At 65.5% G+C, this 20,640-nt stretch carries 10 protein-coding genes and 1 pseudogene; 2 read left to right on the top strand and 9 right to left on the bottom strand.

Annotation, left to right across the window (positions count from 1 at the left end):
* Window positions 1-148: 148 nt before the first annotated feature.
* Genes KMW22_RS18615 through KMW22_RS18605 form a run of 3 tightly spaced genes read right to left on the bottom strand, consistent with a single transcriptional unit; the run spans window position 149 to window position 2,557 of the window.
* A complete protein-coding gene (locus tag KMW22_RS18615; protein ID WP_221091524.1) occupies window positions 149-790 on the bottom strand; it encodes a CsgG/HfaB family protein in 642 nt (213 codons plus the stop codon).
* 37 nt (window positions 791-827) lie between these two features.
* Window positions 828-1,526 carry a hypothetical protein gene (locus KMW22_RS18610; protein ID WP_221091523.1) on the bottom strand — a complete coding sequence of 233 codons (699 nt, stop codon included), beginning with the start codon at window positions 1,524-1,526 and terminating at the stop codon, window positions 828-830.
* A gap of 8 nt (window positions 1,527-1,534) precedes the next feature.
* Window positions 1,535-2,557 (bottom strand): flagellar assembly protein T N-terminal domain-containing protein, encoded by a 1,023-nt coding sequence (locus tag KMW22_RS18605; protein ID WP_328774760.1) that lies wholly within the window; start codon window positions 2,555-2,557, stop codon window positions 1,535-1,537.
* Window positions 2,558-3,085: 528 nt separating this feature from the next.
* Between KMW22_RS18605 and KMW22_RS18600 the strand changes: the two genes are divergently transcribed.
* Window positions 3,086-5,947 (top strand): DUF3320 domain-containing protein, encoded by a 2,862-nt coding sequence (locus tag KMW22_RS18600; RefSeq protein ID WP_221091521.1) that lies wholly within the window; start codon window positions 3,086-3,088, stop codon window positions 5,945-5,947.
* Window positions 5,944-11,193, top strand: coding sequence for a DUF3320 domain-containing protein (locus KMW22_RS18595; RefSeq protein ID WP_221091520.1), 5,250 nt, complete (start codon window positions 5,944-5,946; stop codon window positions 11,191-11,193). The genes KMW22_RS18600 and KMW22_RS18595 overlap by 4 nt, the downstream gene beginning before the upstream one ends.
* Before the next feature lie 68 nt (window positions 11,194-11,261).
* Here KMW22_RS18595 and KMW22_RS18590 read toward each other — a convergent pair whose 3' ends face one another.
* The 6 genes and pseudogenes from KMW22_RS18590 to KMW22_RS18565 all read right to left on the bottom strand — a co-directional run.
* The gene (locus KMW22_RS18590) at window positions 11,262-12,956 is read right to left on the bottom strand and encodes a serine/threonine-protein kinase (protein ID WP_221091519.1); all 1,695 of its coding nucleotides are present in this window, start codon (window positions 12,954-12,956) and stop codon (window positions 11,262-11,264) included.
* Window positions 12,953-13,576, bottom strand: coding sequence for an OmpA/MotB family protein (locus KMW22_RS18585; protein WP_221091518.1), 624 nt, complete (start codon window positions 13,574-13,576; stop codon window positions 12,953-12,955). The genes KMW22_RS18590 and KMW22_RS18585 overlap by 4 nt, the downstream gene beginning before the upstream one ends.
* The gene (locus tag KMW22_RS18580) at window positions 13,573-15,390 is read right to left on the bottom strand and encodes a hypothetical protein (RefSeq protein ID WP_221091517.1); all 1,818 of its coding nucleotides are present in this window, start codon (window positions 15,388-15,390) and stop codon (window positions 13,573-13,575) included. The genes KMW22_RS18585 and KMW22_RS18580 overlap by 4 nt, the downstream gene beginning before the upstream one ends.
* Before the next feature lie 61 nt (window positions 15,391-15,451).
* Window positions 15,452-18,619, bottom strand: coding sequence for a tubulin-like doman-containing protein (locus KMW22_RS18575; protein WP_221091516.1), 3,168 nt, complete (start codon window positions 18,617-18,619; stop codon window positions 15,452-15,454).
* Between the two features lies 1 nt (window position 18,620).
* On the bottom strand, window positions 18,621-19,907 hold the full coding sequence (locus tag KMW22_RS18570) for a hypothetical protein (protein ID WP_221091515.1): 1,287 nt from the start codon (window positions 19,905-19,907) through the stop codon (window positions 18,621-18,623).
* Between the two features lie 631 nt (window positions 19,908-20,538).
* Window positions 20,539-20,640: pseudogene (locus KMW22_RS18565) on the bottom strand (IS5/IS1182 family transposase); the annotation flags it as partial.

The following is a 20,640-nucleotide window of genomic DNA, read 5'->3' as shown; positions in this document are numbered from 1 at the left end:
GGCCAGAAATGCATCTGCCAGAATGCGAACGCGCTCCCCCGGAATCTGTGACGTAGACACTCCCAGAGTCTCCCGGCTGGGAGCGCTCTCCTGCTGTTATGCAGGTGCAACTCCTGAGTAAAAGCCCGCTGGTCCAGATTGCCGCCCCTTACTGAACTTTGTAGTAGCTGGACGGAATCTTTAGCAGCAGATCTTTCACGGCATTGTTCAGCATCTGAGTGATCGCGGCCTCAATCTGCGGGCTGGTTTTCGCGCCGATGTTCACTGGCAGCAGCCCGACCATGCTGAAGCTGTTGCCTGAGACACTGCCCTGCACCTGCGTGGCGCCAATGATACGGCGGGTTTTGGCGTCTACGATGCGGATGTCCATGCCAATACTGCTGCTCTTTTGCCCGATGGACAGCCCCATGAAGCTCAGTCCGCCCCCGGACGCTTCGGGCTCGTATTGCGTGATCGATCCGAAAATCAACAGTTCCGCACCTTCAAACGCCGTACCGCCCTGGAAGAACACCTCCTCCGTGAGTTGCGTGGTGTTCTCGCGCTCGTACACGGTGAATTTCCCAGTGTTCAGCAGCGCTGTGGTGAGGGCGTCGGCCACGCCGTCCCCCAGGTCGCTGTAGCACTTCGCCGCCTTGCACTTGAAGATCCCGACGGCGATGCTCACCTGGCCATCGGGAAGAGCGGCGGCCCCCGCAACAGTGGCGGGAGGCGCAGCCTGCGTTGGAGCGGTCTGGGCGGCGACAGGCGCGGCGAGGGCGATGGTCAGGGCAAGCAGGCGCAGGGTGGTCATGGTGAACTCCTTGAGAGAGGTGGAGAGGAACAAAGGGTTAAAAGTCTCCAGTGGTGCCTGGCGGCGGTGGGGGAAAACCGCCAGAGCGGGGCACGGGTGCTGGTGATGGCCCAGGCGCTGTGGGCTGCGGGACCCCCGGTGCGCCGGCCCGCTGATCGAGGGGCAGTTCGTAGCGGGCCACCACGCACAGACCCTGGTTCCCGAGACTCACGATGCGGTGTCCGGTGACGCGCCCGCCGCGCAGCAGGGCCTGCGCGCTGGTTGACACGCTGTCACGCACCGTCTCGACGGCGAGGTCAGAAAGCTTGAGGTCCCCGCCGTCCACCACACTGGCCGTGGTATTGCGGGTGTCCAGGGCGCGTTCGACAGCTGTGCGCAGACCACCAAAGAACTCGGCAGCCGCGCCGTTGGCGCGCAGCTGCGCTTTCTGTATGGCGGGCGCAAGCGCTGTGACGCCGCGCGCCTGGTACACCTGCGCAGAGACAATGGCGAAGCCGTAGACCCGCAGCGTATCGTTGCGGCCATCGAGGTCAGAGTCGTACGGTGCCGAGACGGGTGGGGCACACTGCAGCATCAGCTGGAGAGCGTCGGCGGGGTTCAGGTCGCCGTTCTGAACGGTGTACGTGGCCTGGACGCCTTCGGTCTTCAGGAACTGCTGAGGGGTCACAGGTGCCTCTGCGCCCTGCGCGGCCGCAAGTCCAGCGAACAGCAACGTGGTGGTCAACAGTCGTTTCATAATCTCTCCTAACGGAAGGTGACAGTGAGTTCGCCGGCACTCAGGCCAGTGACGGTGAGGCCAAGATCCTCGAGCAGCTGCGCGAGGTCCTCGGGAGCACCGCTGTACTCGACTTCGGCAAGTGCCCCCGCCGCGTCAAACTGACGGTTGAGCGCGGCCTGTACGCCAGCGCTCCCCCGCAGGGTGGCCAGCGTGTCATTCAAAACCCGGAAATTCGGGACGTTCTGAAAGCGCACCGTGAATGTCCGCCCGGCCGTTTTGCCACTCCCACTGAGCCAACCAAGCAGCGCTGCCGGTAGGGCTGGAGCGGCAATCTGCGCCACGCTCTGCAAGGCACTCTTTCCGGCCACCGCGTCGGTGGCGGCTGTGGCGGCACCTGTGAACGCGTCACTGAAGAGGATCTGGCCCGTAGCGAGGTCAATCACCTTGAGTTCGAGGCGCGCAGTGTAGGCGCGTTGACCCAGAACTGCGCCGTACTCCTCGGCAAACGCCTCGCCGGTGACGAGCAGGTCCGCCTGATAGCGGGTGGCGAGTTCACTGCGCGCCTGTGGGGAGACGGACCCGCCCCGCAGGGTATCGCGCACCGTGTTGTGCTGAGTCTGGGTAAGATCCACGACGCGGTAGCCCGCGGCGATCAGCGCGCGCTGCACTTCCGTTTCTGCCGCCGGATCAGGGACAACGCGGCGCAGCACCTGCTCGGGAATCACCACCAGGATGCGGGGGTCACCTTTCTGAGTCAGGAAGGTCTTGAGTTCCTGCTCCAGGCTGGGCCGCGCCACGGCCACGCGGACCGTCACGGTGTAGGTGCCACCCTGCTGGTTCTCACTGAGGACCTGCACCACACGGCCAAACCCGTCAGCACGTTTGATCAGACGCTGCTGAAGCTGCTCAAACTCGTCGGTATTACGCAGGGTACTTGAGGCGCTGATATAAGCCCCCAGGACCTGCTCAATGGCGGTGCGGACCGCGTCATTGAGCGCGGCCTGCCTGGCCGCCGCAGGCGTGCCGGTGATGAGGGCCTGCCCACTCACCTGAACGGTCTGCTCAACGGCGCTGGCTGAGGCCGTACCCACTGCAGTGGCGGGGGTGAGAGGCGGGACGACAGCCGTCAGGAGGGTCACGCACAGGAGACTTGGGCGCCAACGTGATGGGCGGATTCTTTTTCGCATGGCTAAGGCCTCTCAGGGGTCAGGCAGTAATCAAAGGAGAAGTGCAGATATTTGGCGGCGACCACGCGGACTTCACCGCTTCTGTAAGAACGGCATGAATTTAGAGTGAGTTAACGTCAGGTAATGACGCCGCTCATTGGCTCGAGAAACGGGAGGCCCGTATCGCGGCATTCAGCTCTCGAGGGTGCTCACGGGGCGTCGCCTGATCCGCAGCATGGTCTGCGAAGGACGGGGGTCCGGTCTGCTCTGGGCTCATCTTCCTAAGCGTCAACCACTGACGCCCTTGGGCCTTACCCTCGTCTTGTGGGCGTTCTGTTAGAAACCCGTTGTCAAAGTGGGCTTCACTACGGTTGTCAGGCACAGCGTGAGTGCCCTGGAAGGGAGTAAAGAGTGTCAGACACGATGGCGCGGGTGGGCCACCTGCAGGGAGGCCGCTACCACCTGAACAAGACGTTGGGACAGGGCGGATTCGGCGTGACGTACCTGGCTCAGGACCGGCTTCTGGAGCGGTTGGTGGTGATTAAGGAGCTGTTCCCGCAAGGCAGCGTCCGGCAGGGTGACAGTATCCGCACTCCGCCGGGCATGAGCCGGGAGCACTTCGAGGGCATGATGGGCCGCTTTGTCGCGGAAGCCCGGGCGCTGGCGCGGTTCAATTCACCGTACGTGGTGCGGGTCCAGGACGTCTTTCAGGAAAACGGCACGGCCTTTATTGTCATGGATCACCTGCAGGGCCGCACGCTGATGGAGCGCCTGCGAACGCAGGGCGCCCTGACGCCGGACGAGGCGTTCCGGATGGCCCGGCAGCTGGCTGAAGCGCTGGCTGTCATTCATGACGCCGGGCTGCTTCACCGCGACATCAAACCAGACAACGTCTTTCTCACCGACACGGACACACCGGTGCTCATCGATTTTGGGGCGGCGCGTGAGTACGCGGGCGGCCAGTCCGCCGAAATGTCTGTCGTCCTGACCCACGGCTTTGCTCCCATTGAGCAGTACGCGAACACCGGCAACTTCGGGCCTTATACCGACCTGTACGCCCTGGCCGCCACCCTCCTGTTCGCCATCACGGCCAAGCTGCCCCCTGTCTCTGTGGCTCGCCTCCATGAAGACGTGCCGCTGCCGCCGATGGCGCTGACCTACGCCCCCGGCCTGAGAACCGCGATCACGCAGGCGCTGGCCATCCGGCCCGCTGATCGGCCCGGCAGCGCGCAGGCCTTTCTCGATCTGCTGCAGCGGGGCCGCGACGACCTGGGCGCCCTGACCTTCGCTCAGGCCATCCACACCGCGCAGCAGGGCCGACTTCTCCCTGTGGAGCGGCAGCGGCTGTGGGCCCAGGCCCTGCTGGCCGTCTACGCCCGGCGCGAGGGCAAGCTGCCCCGCATCGAGCACGTGGATGAACTGCAATACGCCCTGAACTGCGCCCTGGAGGTCCTCCCGCTCTTCCACGACGGACTGGAACTGGTGTTCGGGTCCATGGAGGCGGCCGCGCCCAGTCTCGCCGAGGACCTGGCAGCGTTCATGGACACCATGCGCCGGTCTCCGGACGGCCTGGGGGAGTTCCTGGGCGCTGTGGGGGCCGCCGCTGCCCTGGCTCCGCAGGCCGACCTCCCGGCCCCTGGCCAGGTCTGGCGCGCCCCTGAGAGCACGGCGTCAGCGCCCCTGCCCGCCCTCTCGGCCAAATTCGCCGGCTTCCGGCAGATCGACCTGCGCGCCGACGCCGTCGTGCAGGTGGGATTTGCGGGGCCTGTTCAGGTCGCGTGGTCTCTCAGCGCGGACGGTGACCTGCGGGCGGTGCACTCGGTCTCGGGCGAGCCACTGGCCCAGGTCGCGGGCGTCCGCGCCGCCGCGGCCACCGCCAGTGGGTTGTGGCTGGCCCGGGACGGTCTGGTGCAGCGGCACGCCTTCAACGGGACGCCCCTGGGGCCACCAGTCAACTTCCCGGACCGCCCCGTCAGTGCGGCGGCCCATGGCCGCAGCGTGGCCGTGGCTGGCCGGCAGGGCCTGATCCTGCTGTGCACCCTGACCGAGGGCGAGCCGGCCGTCCAGACCCTGTCCCTCTCCGCTCTGACCAGGCGTGAGGATCCCCCCCTTGACCTCGCGTTCTCCAGTGACGGCCGCCTGCTGCTGGTGCGCGACACCCAGGCCGTCACCGTCCTGCGCACCCAGACCATGAAGGTGCTCCGGACCTTTACCCTGGCGGGTGAAGCAGTCACCGCTGTGGCCCTGAGCGCCGACGGTCAGCGGGCCTGCACTGCCCACGGCCGCCGGCTACTGGTGTGGGACGTGCCCACCGGACGTGAACTGGCGAGTTTTCAGGCGCCGGCGCCGGTCACCCATCTGTTCTACAACCCCAATGGCCGCCTGCTGGGGGCCCTGGGGGGCGGCCTGTACCTGCTGGACGCGCAGTCCGGCCACGCCATTGCCCATCACGCGCCTCCAGGCGGCCGAGGCACCGCCACCAGCAGCAATGCGGACGGCCGCAGCATTGCCCTGGGCAGCCTGCACCAATTCAGCCTGCTCCAGCTGGCCCCCACCGAATTTCGGGCCGTCCCGGACCTGAGCCCGCCGCCGGCCAGGCCAGAACCCGTGCCTCCTGCTGTCAGCCGCGAAGTCCCTGCGCCTCCACCTTCCATCTCCACAGGAATTCCGGCCGGGTTTCTCAGTGGACTGCCCTCAACGGGCATGCCGAGCCGGACGGCCCCCCCCACGCCCCCGCCCCCCCGCTGGCCTTCACCGCCCAGTGGCCTGACGGGCCGGAGCACAGCTCCTGGTGTGGCCCCGTACCGCGAGTGCCGCCTGCCCCCTCAGCCCACCTCGGATGTGCTGGGCCGCACCACTGCTGAGTTGACCGGCCTGCTGAGTCTGGTTGTTCTGGCGGAGGGTCCGGTGCACCGTCAGGAAGCCTTCCGGCGCGTGATCGCCGCGCACGGCCTGGGCAAGGTCGGGCCGCGACTGGCCGCCAGCCTGGACCGCGCCCTGGGAGCCGCCGAAGCGGCCGGTCAGGTGCGTCTGCGCGGTGAATTCCTCTGGCCACCCGACCTGGACACGCCACCCGTGCGTGACCGCAGCGCCCTGGCCACCCGGACCCTCGACCTCGTGTGCGACGAGGAGGTGCAAGCCGCTGGCCGCCTGGTGGAGCATCTGCCTGTGCATGAACGCCCCCACGCGGTGGCCCGGGTCCTTGGCTTCGCCCGACTGACAGAGATGTCCCGCGAGCGTATTTTCCGCCTTCTTCAACAGGAGCACGCATGACCGTCACGGTGGACCGCAACGCCCGCATTGAGAAAGCCCTGGCCTGGCACCGCGACCAGTTGCTCGACCTCAGCACGCGCAATCCCGCGCTGCATTTCCCGACCCGTGACGCCAAGGGCAAACTGAAGCCCAAACGCCTGGAAGCGCAGGGCATGGGACTCGATGAGCTCTACCGCGCCCTGGTCATCGACATGCGGGCCGTGGTGTTCCAGGGTTCACGCGACGCCCTGCCGGAAGACGAGGATGACCTGCCGCAGGAGGTCGTCAGCGGGACCATTCGCAAAAACGAGGTGGTGCTCAAGGTGCCGCTCACCGAAGCGGACCTGCAAAAACGTCTGTTGGGGATTCACCGGACCAACCAGGAATTTCTCGAAGAGCAGGGCGTGCACTGCCTTTACCTGACGCTCGGCCATCTAAGGTGGTACGAGGATAAGAAAACAACTGACGATTTCTCTCCCCGTCTGGCGCCTTTGCTGATGATTCCGGTCCACCTCGAGCGCCGCAACAGGGCCGAGCCCTTCCGGATGGTCTACAGCGGCGAGGAGCTGCCGGAGAACTTCACCCTCAACCTCAAGCTCCGTGAGCAGGGGCTGGCGGTCCCAGAACTGGGCGAAGCCGACGAACTGACGCCCAGCGCGTACTTTCAGGCGGTGCGCCAGGCCCTGAAACCCAGAATGGGCCAGACCACCGTCGGCGCTGACACAGCCGACTGGTTCGCTCCAGCGACCACCACGTCAACCAGTACGCCATGGGCCGTGGACGACGAGGCCATCGCGCTCGGGTTTTTCTCGTTCGCCAAGATCATGATGTACAACGACCTGCTGCCAGAACGCTGGCCGCAGGACGTCACGCCCTACGAGCACCCACTGGTGGCGCCGCTCTTGGCGGGCCAGCTGTCCGATGAACGGCTGCCCGACAGCCTGAGCACGGACGCCGCCACCACCGGACCAGACGTCTGGCACGTCCTGGACGCCGACAGCTCCCAGGCACAGGCGATCGAACACGTCCTGCAGGGCCGTCACCTGGTGCTGCAGGGCCCGCCCGGCACTGGCAAGAGCCAGACCATCACCAACATGATTGCCGGCCTGCTCGCGCAGAACAAGAAAGTGCTGTTCGTGGCGGAAAAGGAAGCGGCCCTCAGCGTCGTGGAAGACCGCCTCAAACGCGTGGGGCTTGAGCACGCGGTGCTCGCACTGCACAGCAAGAATGCCAGCAAGGCCGTGTTGCGTGACGCCCTGCAGCAGGCCCTGTACCAGGAGCGGCAGGTGCAGGTCAGTGACGCGGGGGAAGACCGGCGCCTCGCCGCACTGGTCGACCACCTGCGCGCCCTTCCCGAAGCCCTCAACGAGCCGCTGGGCCCGCTGACCATGACGCCCTATGACCTGATGGGGCGGCTACAGGAGCTCCAGGACAGGCTCCGGGATGAGCCGCGGCCCTCCCCTGCCCCGGCCGTCCCGGCCAGACTGGCGACCTGGTCCATGCAGGAGTGGGCCGAGGCGGAGCAGGTCACCCAGGAACTCGCGCGCTGGGTCGCGCAGCACGGCCTGCCCCAGGCACTGACCCTCTGGGGCAGCCAGAAAGCCAGCGAGCTGCCCCAGGACCGGGCCCGCCTCGACGCGGCGGCGGCCGGACTCGTCCGGTCGCTGGATGATCTGCGCCCAGCGTTGCAGGGCCTGGACGTCCTGGCCGGGCGCCCGCTTGATCGTCAGGCGGACCTGGACGTCCTGGCCTCCGCCTTCCAGGACCTGCTCAGCGCGCCGGACCTGACTGGCCTGACCACCGACCAGGCCGGCTGGGCAGAGGTGCGTTCGCCGTTCGAAGCGGCAGCGAAAGCCCAGCTCGAACATACTGAGCTCCTTACGGGCTTCCAGGGCCTGTTTCCGGCGGCCAGCGGGGCCTGGGAGCGGCCGACGACCTGGGCACTGGTCCAGATGCCCCTGCGGCAGGTCCTGGACCTCGGGCTCGAACGCGCCGCGCTGCGCCAGAACCTGCTGGCTCAGGTCAAGCCCGCCGCGCTGGACGCTAACGTCAAGAGCCTCCGCGAAACGCTCAGCGCCAACCGGGGGCTGCTGAGCATCTTCAACGGCGCAGTCCGCAACGCGAAAAAGCAGGTACAGGGCTGGATGGTGCAGCCGCTTGGCCTGGACCAGCAATTGGCCGTCCTTCAGCGGGTCGAAGACCACCAGTCGCTCACCCGCCGCCTTCAGACCCAGGCCGGCACCCTGTCGGGCTGGACCGTGGCTGAGGATCTTGATCACCCGGCCGCGCTCGCCCTGATCGACTGGCTGAACAGTGACCGGACAGCGGCCGCCCGCCAGGGCGAGTGGCCGGTCATCCGCGCAGGGCGTCAGGCACTCGCCTCCCTGCTGAGTGGGCAACGCGGCGCGCCGCTGCCTGCCCTGGACGCGCTGCTGGCACTAGAGACGACGCTGCACAGCGCCGCCGAGACGCATCAGTCGCTGCTGGGCGCGCAGGCCCGCGGCCTGGAGACGCCTTGGGCCGCGCTGGCCACCACCGCGCGGTGGCTGGCCGACCGGCGCACGTCCCATCCTCACTGGGCCCCGGTCCTGAGTGAATTCTCCCGGCAACCCGCCCTGCGCGCCGCCCTTGAAGAGCAGGGCCAGCAGTTCACCACGCACCACCTGGCGTTCAGGGATGCCCTGCAGACCTTCACGCAGGCGGCCTCCCTTCCGGACGCCCCGCAGTGGACCCTGGAGCGCCTGCATGAGGTGGGCCGGAATGTGACGCGTGATCCTCAGGCGCTGCGGCTGATCGTCAGCTGGAATCAGCTCAGCACCCGACTGCAGACCGCCGGGCTGACCAGTTTGCTCGAGTTCTTTCCGGCCCTGCCGCCGGCACGCGCCGAAGCCCTGCTGCTGCCCAGCGCCCAACTGGGCTGGTATGAAGCGCTGCTCGAGCAGGCCTTTGCTCAGCGCCCGGCGCTGGCCACCTTCGAGCCGCTGGGCCACGCGGACAAGCGCGCTCAATTTCGCGAACTGGACGTCAAGCGGTTTACCCTCAACCGCCAGCGCGTCAAGCAGGCCTACCTGCGGGTGCTGCCGCAGCCCAGCAGCGTGGGTCAGGTGGGGGTCCTGCAACGGGAGTTTGCGAAGAAAAAGCGGCTGCTCCCTGTCCGCGACGTGCTGCGACAGGCGGGCCAGGCGATTCAGGCCATCAAACCTGTTTTCATGATGAGCCCACTGTCGATCGCCAGCTTTATTCCGCTGGGAACGCTGGAGTTCGACGTGGTGATTTTTGACGAGGCTTCGCAGGTGCGGCCCAGTGACGCCCTGGGCGCGCTCCTGCGCGCCAGACAGGCCGTGGTGGTCGGTGACCTCAAGCAGCTGGGGCCCACCAATTTCTTCGGCAAGGCCACTGGAGAGGCGGATGAAGATGCCGACGACGTGGGGCTCGAGTCGCTGCTGGCCCTGTTTGAGGCCCAGTACGCCGGGTTCAAGCAGGGCCTGACCTGGCACTACCGCAGTCAGCACGAAGCCCTGATCCAGACCTCCAACGAGGCCTTTTACGACGGCGAGCTCGTGACCTTCCCCAACGCGAGTGCCCAGCAGGACCATCTGGGGCTGAAGTTTCACCATGTGGACCCGCAGCACGCGCCGTTTGGCCGCGGCGGAAAACGCAACAATCCGGGCGAAGCTGAAGCCGTGGTCGAGGCGGTGCTGCGGCATGCCCGCCAACGGCCGCAGGAAAGCCTGGCCGTCGTGACCTTCAGCGCTGCCCAGCAGACCTTGATCGAGAACCTGATCGACCAGCGGGTGGCCCAGCTCGACGAGCGGACCCAGCAGTTTTTCCGGGAGGACGCCCACGAGCGGTTCGTGGTGAAAAACCTCGAAAACGTCCAGGGGGACGAGCGCGACGTCATCATGATCAGCGTCGGGTACGGCTACGCGCTCAAGGCCGGCGGAGGGCTACAGTTCTACCGGAACTTTGGGCCCCTGGGAACCGCTGACGGCTGGCGGCGCCTGAACGTCCTGATTACCCGGGCCCGGCTGCGGATCGAAGTCTTCGCCAACTTCCTGCCTGAAGCGGTCACAGGCCTGGACGCCTCTGAGTCTCACCGGGGCCTGCACGCCTTCAAAGCGTTCCTGGAACGCTGCGTGTCGGCCACCACGGGCTCTGGAGCCACAGGCGTCACCGGCCAGGCGGGTGGGTTGCCCGGACAGGTCGCGCAGGTCCTGCGCCGGGCCGGTTACACCGTGCATGAGCAGGTCGGCACCAGCGCCTCGCGCATTGAGCTGGCCGTCGAGCATCCGGACCGGCCGGGTCGGTACGTCCTGGGCGTGGAATTTGACGGTCCTGCCTACCACCGCGCGCGCAGCGTCCGTGACCGTGACCGCCTGCGTGAGGACGTGCTGCGCGTGTTCGGCTGGCGGATTCACCGCATCTGGAGCGTTGACTGGTTCCGTGATCCGCAGCGCGGAGAGCAGGCGCTGCTGGCGGCCGTGGAGTGGGCCGTGCTGCACGCGGATCAGGCTGAGGAACCAGCCGCCGAGGAGGAAGTGGCTGTGCTGGGAGCCCCCGAAGTGCCGGCAGACGACCTCACAGACCTGTTTGACGCCCCTCCTAGTGAGGAGACGGCTTGGTTCAGTGATGTGAGCGCCAGTACCCAGAACCTGGATTTCGCCTCGGTGGGCCAGACCCTTGGCGGAGCGCCCTCCGTCATGCAGGGCATTGCCGCTGATCCCTATGTCGAAGCGCGCGTGGCGATCGACTCATCGGGGTTTGACTTTCACCTGATTCCAAGCCACCGGCTGGCGCAGGCCCTAGTTGAGGTGGTGACGCAGGAAGGGCCCATTCACGAGGACCTCGCCCTGCGCCGGCTGATGCACGTGGCGGGCGTCACCCGTATGGGCAACCGCATCCGTGACGCCTTCCAGCGGGCCGTGATGGTGGGAACCCAGGACGGGCGCCTGATGGTTGACGCCCCTTTCCTGGCCACGTCGGAGGCACAGCTCTGGGTGGCCCGGAGCCGGGAGCACCGGCCGTCTGCTGAACAGAAGCTGGACTATGTCAGCAACCATGAGCTGCTGTGCGCGATGACGCGCGTGGTGGAACGTGCAATTGGCATCACAGCGGAGGAGCTGCCTGAAGGCACCCTGAGGGTTCTGGGGTTCCGCCGGGTGACGGCAGAGCAGCGGGAACGCATTCTGGCCCTGGCTGCCTGGGCCACTGAGCAGGGTCATTTCCAGAGCCGCAACGGCACACTCACATTGGCCACAACCAGCTGACCCGGACAGCACATAAAAGAGGGCGCCCCGCATGTGGGGCGCCCTTTGTTCTGGTCTGAACCCGAGATTCAGGTAGAGGTGGACTGAGGCTGGAGCACCAGGTGGCCGGTCTCGGTTCCCGCGAGCACCAGGTCCTGGGTACAGGCCAGGGCCCGGATGGGCGCTCCAGCGTCCAGAACGCGCGTCATGGCGTGCCCGCGGCCCGCCCGGAAGACTTCCCCGCCAGCGGCCACATACAGCCTTCCGTCGGGAGCCAGGGCCAGGGCCTGGATCACGGCGGGAAGTGTCGCCACGGTACCTGCGCCCAGCTGCCAGAGATCACGGCCCGCCGCCGCGTATACCTGCCCACCTTCGCCAGCGGCCAGGGCCGTAACTGGCCCCTGCAGGGTAGTTCCCAGAGGCATCTGGGTCATGTTTTTCGGATCAAACACCATCACTTCGCCGCGCCCAGTCCCGTACAGGATGGTGCTCGAAGGTGAGGCGCCCAGCGCGGTGACCCAGGAGCCCTGCAAGGGCGCGGTGCCCAGGGCCTGAACCTCTGGAACCCGCCAGAGGCCCAGCGCAGGCCGGTCTGAGACCGTGACGACCTGGGTCTCTCCGAGCGGCACACAGTGCTCCAGGGCGCCCCCACTGTCGCCCCAGCGGTAACTGCCCCCCACCCAGGCATGGACCCGGCCGCGTGCGTCGGCAGCCACAATGCCGGAAGGCAACACAGCGAGGCCGACCGGGCGCCCGGTCAGGCCGTCGAGGTGACGGACCGGCTGGCCCTGAAGGGTATACACGCGGATCTGCTGATCGGCGCCGGCCGTGACCACCACGTCATCCCCAACCGCCAGATGCATCAACCAGCTCTGATGGGCCGGCACCCGCACAGCCTGTGCGGTTTGGGCGGGGCCGGCTGCCTGACCTGCCGGTTGACCGCTCAGGGCCGCCTGCACCTGCGCGAGGGTCACTGGCCGCTGATCCGGCTGAATCGACAGCGCCTGCGTGACCAGGTGGCGCAGGGAGGCGGGGGTTCCAGCTGGCAACGGTGGTAGGGGCTGGCCCAGCGCCCGGTGCGCTGCCCCGGGGGGAGCCTCACCGGTCAGGGCAAAGTGCGCCGCTGCACCCAGACTGTAGATCCGGCTGGCCACACGCACGGCAGGCTGGCTCATCAGCTGCTCCGGCGCCCGGTAAGCGACCGGCGCTTCCTGACCCCAGCCGAGCTCCAGACGCACACCGGTGCTGGTCAGCGTGATCCGCTCTGGCTCCAGTGGGCCGTCCAGACTCCCGGCGGCGGCGAGCTCCTCTATCACTTCAGCCAGCACCAGCACGAGGCGCACCACCTCGTCGCCTCCCAGAGCGCCCTGTCGCTCGACCTGCTCGCTCAAGGGAACGCCGGCCGGAACGGGTGAGACCACGTAGGTGGTGCCGTGCTGCTCAAAGACCTGCAGTGGACGGCGCAAGGTCAGGCTGTGCAGGGTGGTCCAGTGCTCCGCGAGGCGGGCCCAGGCAGCCCGCTGCTCCTGGCGCTGCGCATCCAGAATCACCAGGGTGCCAAACCGGCGGGCACCTTCTGGAAAAAACTCCAGCACGAGCACCCGGCTGCCGCTCTGTTCATCCAGCGCCAGATAACGCTGGCCTCCCTGACGGGCCAGCGCCTGCTCAATGCGGTACTGGTGGTGCAGCCGGGTACCGGCCGCGAGCGCCCCGACTGGGGCGCCGCAGCCTGCGCAGTTCAGGTCCGTGTCGCGGACGGGACGCTGGCACCCGGCGCAGGTCAAGGGCTCTTCCTCGCGTCGGCGGATTGATTGGCGTACTCCAGCACGATCTCGATTCTGGCATGCGCCGCCGCCGTTGAGGGTAGGTCCGGTAGGGGATCCTGGCCGCCGCGCCCTGCCGTGGCCAGGAAATAGGGTTCGATGTTGCCCTGGGTGACCAGGTACCGGGCCACAGCGGCGGCGCGGTTGGTGGCCTCCTCCCAGCGGTCATTGATCCGCCGGGTGGTGGGCAGGGTGTGGCCTTCCACCCGAATGCGGCGCCAGGTGTTTTTATTCTGCCGCAGGGCCCGCGCGAACTGGCCCAGGGTGGCTTTGCCGTTGGCGCTGAGAACCGCCTTGCCGGGCACAAACAGGGCGCTGCTTTTAAAGACCCAGCGCTGGGTGCCAGGCGGATCGTTCTTGCTGACGTTGACGCTGGGCCGCTGCGGCGCGCCAATCAGCGCTATGACGGCTTTGCGAAACGCCTTCTGAGCGTCCTTGTACCGGATGTCGTCCCAACTGACCCGACCGACGGCGGTCAGGGTGGCCACGAAGAACACCATCACCAGGATGACGTTCAGGGTCGTATCGGTCAGGGCCACGTACGGGTTGAGCTCGTCCGCGACGGCACGCCTGCGGCTCATGCGGCGGGGCCGTCCACCATGGCGGGGCCCATCGCCCCTTCAAGGGCCTGGGAGAGGCGGTCGAGCGTGACCTGCAGGCTGTCCTGGGCACGCAGCAGACTGTCGGTCCCGAGCTGGGAGGGCAACTGAGTCAACAGGGCCCGGATCTCTTCCGCTGCGGCCTGACCACGCAGCGCGGCCTCAGTGGCCTGCGCTGCCTGCGCCTGCTGGGCCGGCGCCTGATCGGTGATGGATGAGAGCTGATCAAGCACGCCCAGCAGAAGGGTGTTCGCCTGCTGCATTTCACGGTGCAATGCGCCACTTTCTTTGCGCAGCTGCTCATTCTGACTGCCCAGATGTTCCCCCAGGGCGCGCCAGCCCTGTTCCTGTTGCGACTGACCGGTGGCGGAGGTTTTGACGAGCGCCTCGACCGCGCCCAGCAGCTGCCCTTCCCAGGGGCCAGGATCCTTCAGGCTCTGAATCAGGGGGACCAGGAGGTGCAGTTGCTCGTTCAGATTGACGACGCTGCTGGTGAGCTGCCCTTCGCGCTGCGCCTGATCGCGCGCGCGGGTGAGTTCGGCGGCGTCCTTGGCCCGCAGCGTGCGCTCGAGCGTCGCCGTCGCGGAGCTGCTCGCCTGCAGGCTGTCCCCCAGGCCGGTGAGGTGCGCGCTGACCATGTTCACCTCGCTGGTGTAGCGCGACAGGGTGCCGTCGAGGCGCTCGTGCAGGGTGTCAAAGCCCTGCTTCAGGCTGGTGCCTACCGTTTCGGTCCCGGCAATGTAGGCCGCCTGACTGGCGGCGAGGTCCGTACTGACCCGGTTGAGCTGCTCCCCAGTCCGGAAAATCTCCTGCACAATCTGCGCGCCCGTGTGACCGAAGGCCGACTGAAGTTCGCGAATCTCGCGGAGCTCGGAGTCACTGTGGTCGGAGAGCTTGCGCATGGAGCGTTCAAACATCTCGTTGAACTGGGTGTAGATGCTGCGGTAGTCCTGGCGGTGACGCTGCATGCTCTCGACCGCAGTATTTAGTCGTTCGCTGCTCAGTTTGACGTCTGAGCTCGCCACCTTCAGGGCTTCAGAAATATCTTTCGACGTGCTCTGGAGCGTCACCAGACTGCCCTGAATGGCCTGGCCGGCGTCCAGCAGAACTTTCGAGAAGTCCGCGCTGGTCTGCGCAATGGCCTGCTGCGTCTCGGAGAGGAACTCCTCACTGCGCCGCACCAGGTCCTGCAGGCTTTGCAGCTGTTTTTCGCTGCCAGCCGGGTAGACCATCGGGGCGTAATGGAGGCTGAGCTCGTCCAGGGCGCCGCTCAGCTGACCAGCGCGCGTCGCCGCCAGGGCGTTGAGGGCCTGCAACACGAAGGCCAGCCCCACGCCCCAGAGCGTGCCGGCGAACGCGGCACTCATCTCGTGCAAGGTCTGCCCGAGGCTCCGGGCAACCGCGGCGGGCGCACCTGTATTAATCGACTCCTGAATCTGTGGCCCCAGGCTCCCCAGGGTGAACATCAGGCCCACGACCGTGCCGATCAGCCCGAACAGCAGCAACAGATTCGGCACAGCGCGGGCGGACGCATTGATGCGCTGCACTTCATCCAGGACCGGATCGAGGGTGTCGGCAGGGCGGGCGAAAGCGAGACCATTTTGCGCGACCATCAGTTTGATCAGCCGCCCGGCCAGCCAGTTACTGGCCGGTCCAAGCGACAGACCGATGGTGTCAGCGTCAAGCAGCAGATTCTTCCGCGCTTTCAGGTCCTGCGCCGCCTTGATTTCCTGGCCCAGCCGCCGGTAATTGCGGTACCACTGCCACAGCCCGAAGGCAAACAGGGCGATGATCATGACCAGCATCACCCGGATGACCGGGTTGCCTGGGAAGAGGGTTATGGTCGTCATCTGGTCCTCAGTTGCCGTAGTAGTGGGCAGAGTTGGTAAAGCAGCGCCAGCCGTTGCGCGCGGCGTCCTGAATGGTCTCGCCGACCAGGCCCCCACACTCGTAGCAGTACAGCCCATCTTTGGGCGCGTAGCCGCCCCAGCGGCCCTGCTGGTCCTTTTTGAGGGTCAGGGCGTTGATCTTGGCCGCCGGTGGTGGGTACAACAGCATCGTGGCTTCGTGGAGCGGCGTGTGTTTCGCAGTGAATCTGGCGAGCTGCTCACCTGCCCAGGCCTGATCGCCCCAGCCGTCAATCTGACCCTGACGGCCCTGATGGTAAAACTCTTCCAGGCGCGTCTGCAACTGCTTGACGAAGGCCTGGCTGCTGCTGTGCAGATCCAGGTCATGCCGCTTCCAGTGATGGTCGATGCGGGCTTGCAGGGTCGGCAGCGCGCCCAACAGCGAGTAGCTGTCGAGGTCTTGTTCGCCGCGGGCCAGGACGCGGGCAGCTTCCTCCAGCTTGATGGGCAGTCGGCGGAAGTCACGGTCCCCAAAACCCTGCGGGGTCCAGGGCATCACCAGGCCGTCTTTCACAATCAATTCGCCCATGACCACGCCGACCACCAGGGCTTCAGCGGCGTCCTCTAACAGCTGCGCCTCACGTTTCGAGAGGCCGTACCACTGCACGTCCCGCCGGGTGTGGAAGGTGGGAAAATCCTGGCACTGGGCTTCGTGCAGTCCGCCCTGACCGAGGACCTGGTCAAGGCCTCGCAGGGGGAAGCGGTAATACTCTTCCAGAAACAGCGTCCGGGTCGGGTCGGCGGAGGTTGCCCCTTTCGAACTGGACAGGGCAAAGCTGTTGGACACCAGATTCTTGAAGGTGTTTTCCTCCGAGGGATTGGTCCCTTCGGGGATAAACATCGACTGACGCTCCATTACGGGGCTGCGGTTGCCTTCGACCGCCCGCTGCTTGTTCAGGGTCAGGAACGGCCGGGAGCGCTCGGCGGCGCCACGCAGTTTGTTGTCCATGGTGGGCGAGACCTGACGTTCCCGCATCACTTTCTCCACCACGTTCTCGCGGGCGAGGATCAGACTGAAGGGGCGGGACGCCTCGCTCAGCAGGCGATTCATGATTTCTGCCGGGAGCAGGTGTTCACCGCGCGGATCAAATGGCGCGTGAATCCAGGTTTTGTCCAGCTGGCGCACGGACGGCACGATGATGCCCGGAAGGTCACTCCAGCCACGGATCAGGGCCTCAAAGTGATGGGCTTCCAGGTTATCGAGGTGCTGCACGCTGCTGCTGCGTCCCGCTTCCAGCGCACGCCGGTACTCATCCTGAACGGTGGTGCGCGGCTCAAGCAGCACCAGGCCGTTGACCGGAGGCAGGGTGGTGGACTTGGCTTCCACATCGCTGTACAGCTTGTTTTTCACCGCAGTAATCCGGCTGTCGAGATTGCTCAGGTTGGTCTGCACCTGCTGAAGCAGGCGCTGCAGGTGCTCCGCGACACCGAAGTCAATCTCGCCGTACTTGCGGTGGGTCTGAATGCTGGCGTACAGCGCCGACTCCATCTGAATGCGGGCGAATTCCCGCATACCGGCGCGAAGGTCGCGCTGCGCCGCTTCGATGTTGCCCTTGTTCTTGTTCAGGAAACTGACCCGCTTGACTTCGTCTCTCAAGCGCTGCACAGCGGTTTCCACCTTCTGCCAGGCTTCTGCTGCTTCTGCCTGAGAGACCGCAGTATTGGCCCGGGCCACCTCGTGCAGGTCCTGCAGGTCACTCAGCAGGTTCTGCACTTCCGCCGAAAGCACTTTTGGGCCGCGGGTGCGGTCCAGCAGCACCTCATGGGCATGATCCGAGAAACGCTGATAGATCCGCTCGGTGACCTGGTCGCGCTGGGCCCGCAGCTGGTTGGACAGGGCGCCGTCTGGGGCCACCGCTTGACGGAGGGCGGCGAGCGCCCGGTCAAGCTTGGCGAAATCCAGTTTCGCAGCGCCCAGCTCACTGTTTACAGCCGCCGTCACCTCTTTCTGCCAGTCCTCGCTGGGCTTTTGCAGGTAGGCGGGAATCAGGCTGTGCCAGTCGGCGCCAACCAGGGACGTAAGGTCCGTGACCCGGTCACTTTTGAATGCGTGCCACTCGTTGAGGGCGCCGAAGAGGAGCTTTTTCCCGGCCGCTTCCGTGATTTGGGCGGCGGGAAACTCGACCACCGAAAGGCCAAAGGTGCTGAACACGTGGGCCTGGTGATCCCGGTCCGGGAGGGGCGCGTCCACGGCCCGGCTCATGGGATCTGCTTCCGGGCTGATGATGTTCATGAAAATACGGTCAGCCACCAGCTCGTTGAGCTCTGCCTCTCCGTCAGCGGTGGGCGCCGATGGAGCCACGAGGTACGGCAGGTCGTACGGATGGCTTTCCATCGAGGCCACGCTGCCGTCAGGGTAATGGATGGGCGGCAGCGTGCCGGAAGCGGCCTGGTGATAATGATTCAGCTCGAGCAGCGCATGGTACGCGTTTTTCTTTAGCCGGTCCGCGTTGGAAGCCACCACAGAGGTCAGGTGCTCGTGGGGCAGCGTGAAGATACCAATGACTTTCTCGGTTTCTTTGAGGGGAAGAGACTTCAGGAAATACCCGAAGTCTGGAAGCAGGCCGCTGCCAGTGCCTCCGCACAGGGTCCCCACCACGAACACGCGGATCTCGCCGCCTGAGCCGAAGCTGATCATGGGGTTGGACCCGTCCTGCAGGCTTCCCCGTTTCATCTGTGCTTCGCTGGCCTGCAGGTCACGCAGGCGCGTGATGCGGTCCAGCAGTGCCAGTTTCAGTTTGGAGAAGTTCGGATCGGTCATGAACGTCAGGCGGCCGACCATCCGGATGTTGCCCGCGCCACCTTCGGTGTCCTTGAGTTTGCGCAGGGTGCTCATGTCAGCCCAGCGGTCCAGCTGAATTTTGCGGTGGGACTGGGGGTCCTGAAGAATCTGACCGTAAACGCGCGCGTCGAGCCCAATCGGATAGAAATCGCCACGGTCCCGCAGGGCGGTCGACGGCTCATTGTTGTTGGTCTCAACTGCCATGAACTCGACCCACGGCGCGCGTTTGGCTGAGCCGTACTGCCAGTCGAGGCGGCGGATCAGGTTGTTGCAGACGCGGGTGCCGGTACTGCCCAGGCCGATAACGAGCGTTTTGGTGACGTCCATGGTGGTCATATCAGGATTCCTCCGGGCGGATAGCGATGTTCACAGTGGCGGCAAACGGCTTGGGGGGCAGGTTGGGTTTGCTGGCGGCGCGGCCACGGACGCTGAGGGTGTAATCCGCGTCCTGACCTGCCGGAATACTCTGCGGCGAGCCTTCTTCGAGGGCGATATCGAGGTCGGGCTGTACGGTCAGGGTTTTGCCCGTTCGCCGGATCGTCAGAAGCTTGACTGGCGGCAGTGTGGGGCTGCTCAGCAGGACGTAGGACGGATTGGACGGAGGAATGGGGTATCCCGGCCCGCAGATGATGCAGACCGGTTCACCCTCCTGAACGTCCTTGAGTGCGTAGGTGCGGCCTGCGACCTGCAAGGTCCAGTTGCCTTTCCCGGCGCGAACCCGTGGTGCCGCTGGGCTCCCAGAGACACGGCGCCGGCGACTCAGGCCATACAGCAGAGCCCCCACAACGGCAAGGACGGGCAAGGCCCAGATCCATGAGGGCAGCCCCCTGGCAGGAGATTGCGACCCAGGCGCTTCAGCGGTCTGCGTGCGGATCAAGTCTTCCCGGCTTCCACTGAGCGCCGCGCCTTCAAACGCCTTGGGGACGACAATCACCGCATCGAAGGTTCGGTTGGGCTGGTCGTCACGAATCCCCAGCTGAAGAGACGCGCCGGTGGTGTTACTTGTTCTGACGCGGGTCCACTGTTCGAGGGCACTCAGGTAAGCTGGATCATTCTCGCCGATCGTCCGTTGCGCCTGCGTTCCGGCCACGCTGGCGGCCGAGTTGGTCAGCAGCACCAGCACCGCGTTGCGACTGTCGCCCAGTGTCTGCGTGAGCTGGGTAATGGCAGCTTCTGTATCATGGCCCCCTTCACTTCCAGCCTGAGCTGACCTGGGCCAGAGATCCTGGAAGGAGGCGCGCAGGGCCGCGCGGTCACTGCCAACCGTGAACGGATTAAGCGCTTGGCCTTTATGCGGCCATACAGTCATTTCCCAGGCGTAGGCACTGAGTTGATCACCGTTCACCAGGTGCTGTTCGGCGACATTTGAAGCGATCACACGGGCCGCTTCGGCCATCAGGGGGTCTTTGGCGAAATGGCCTGTGCTGAAGGCAAACACCAGATGAAGCTGCTGCGAGTCGAGGTTGCCGCCCGCTTCACTGACCGCCTCGGTGATGGCCTGGGTCAGTTGCCTGGCCTGCTGATCCAGATAGGCCTGATCGACTGGGATGGAAGCGGGGTTGGCCAGAGCAGTGGTTCCCAGCAGGGCGAGAGCAACGGTAAGTCGATGAACACAGGTCGACACAAGGAACCTCGTTGGAACAGTGAAGAAACGATGAGGAAAACAACGCGACGTCAAAATATTCTCACAGCCCTTACAGGAAGGTTCCGACGCTCATGGGCAGCTTTCTAAAGAACGTCCGTGTCTGGAGACAGTTTTTGCATGCCATAGTCAGCTCAGAGCACCTTCAGCCTTTGCGCCGTGGCCTCCTGGGAGAGTCATTGCCTGTAAGTACGCCCCCTTCTCGACGGGCGTTGCCAAACCCTCAAGCGGCTGTGGCTGTCCTGATGACGGCATGAGTCATGATCATCCCCGCGCGCGTCAACGAATGACGTCAACGGACGTTGCCGAAGACGGCTGATCTTTATGTCCTTCTTTGAAAGAAACGTGACAGAAGACACGTTGTATGGCCAGCAATCAAAGGCATCTGTGAACCCACAGCATACTGGAGGTGCAGATTTCTCTGGGTCCTGATAGACAGATTGGTCGGACGATGGAAGGCCCTTGCTTCTTTGCCTGATACGTGGTGACTGGCATTGTCTGGGCCCAGCATGAGTTCTCCTGATAGAAGCCAACAGCACAGGACATCACGCGTCGCGATAAGAAAAACCGCACGATCCCACGACTAAGGTTTCTCTAGAGAGTGCCAAGAAGGCTATGCAAAAAGAGGCTTCAAGTTGTTGCAGAGCAGAATGCAGGCGGCAAGGACGTGAAAGCCGACCAGGGTGGAGGGCAAGCGCTCCAGGTCACGTCCGAG

The organism is Deinococcus aquaedulcis (assembly GCF_019693445.1).
GTDB lineage: Bacteria > Deinococcota > Deinococci > Deinococcales > Deinococcaceae > Deinococcus > Deinococcus aquaedulcis.
The sequence above is the reverse complement of the archived record's forward strand: the minus strand, read 5'-3'. Positions and strand labels throughout refer to the sequence as shown.

Coding starts and splice junctions, on each gene's coding strand:
- KMW22_RS18615 (WP_221091524.1), bottom strand. CDS start 790: ATGACCACCCTGCGCCTGCTTGCCCTGACCATCGCCCTCGCCGCGCCT.
- KMW22_RS18610 (WP_221091523.1), bottom strand. CDS start 1,526: ATGAAACGACTGTTGACCACCACGTTGCTGTTCGCTGGACTTGCGGCC.
- KMW22_RS18595 (WP_221091520.1), top strand. CDS start 5,944: ATGACCGTCACGGTGGACCGCAACGCCCGCATTGAGAAAGCCCTGGCC.
- KMW22_RS18585 (WP_221091518.1), bottom strand. CDS start 13,576: ATGAGCCGCAGGCGTGCCGTCGCGGACGAGCTCAACCCGTACGTGGCC.
- KMW22_RS18580 (WP_221091517.1), bottom strand. CDS start 15,390: ATGATCATCGCCCTGTTTGCCTTCGGGCTGTGGCAGTGGTACCGCAAT.
- KMW22_RS18575 (WP_221091516.1), bottom strand. CDS start 18,619: ATGACCACCATGGACGTCACCAAAACGCTCGTTATCGGCCTGGGCAGT.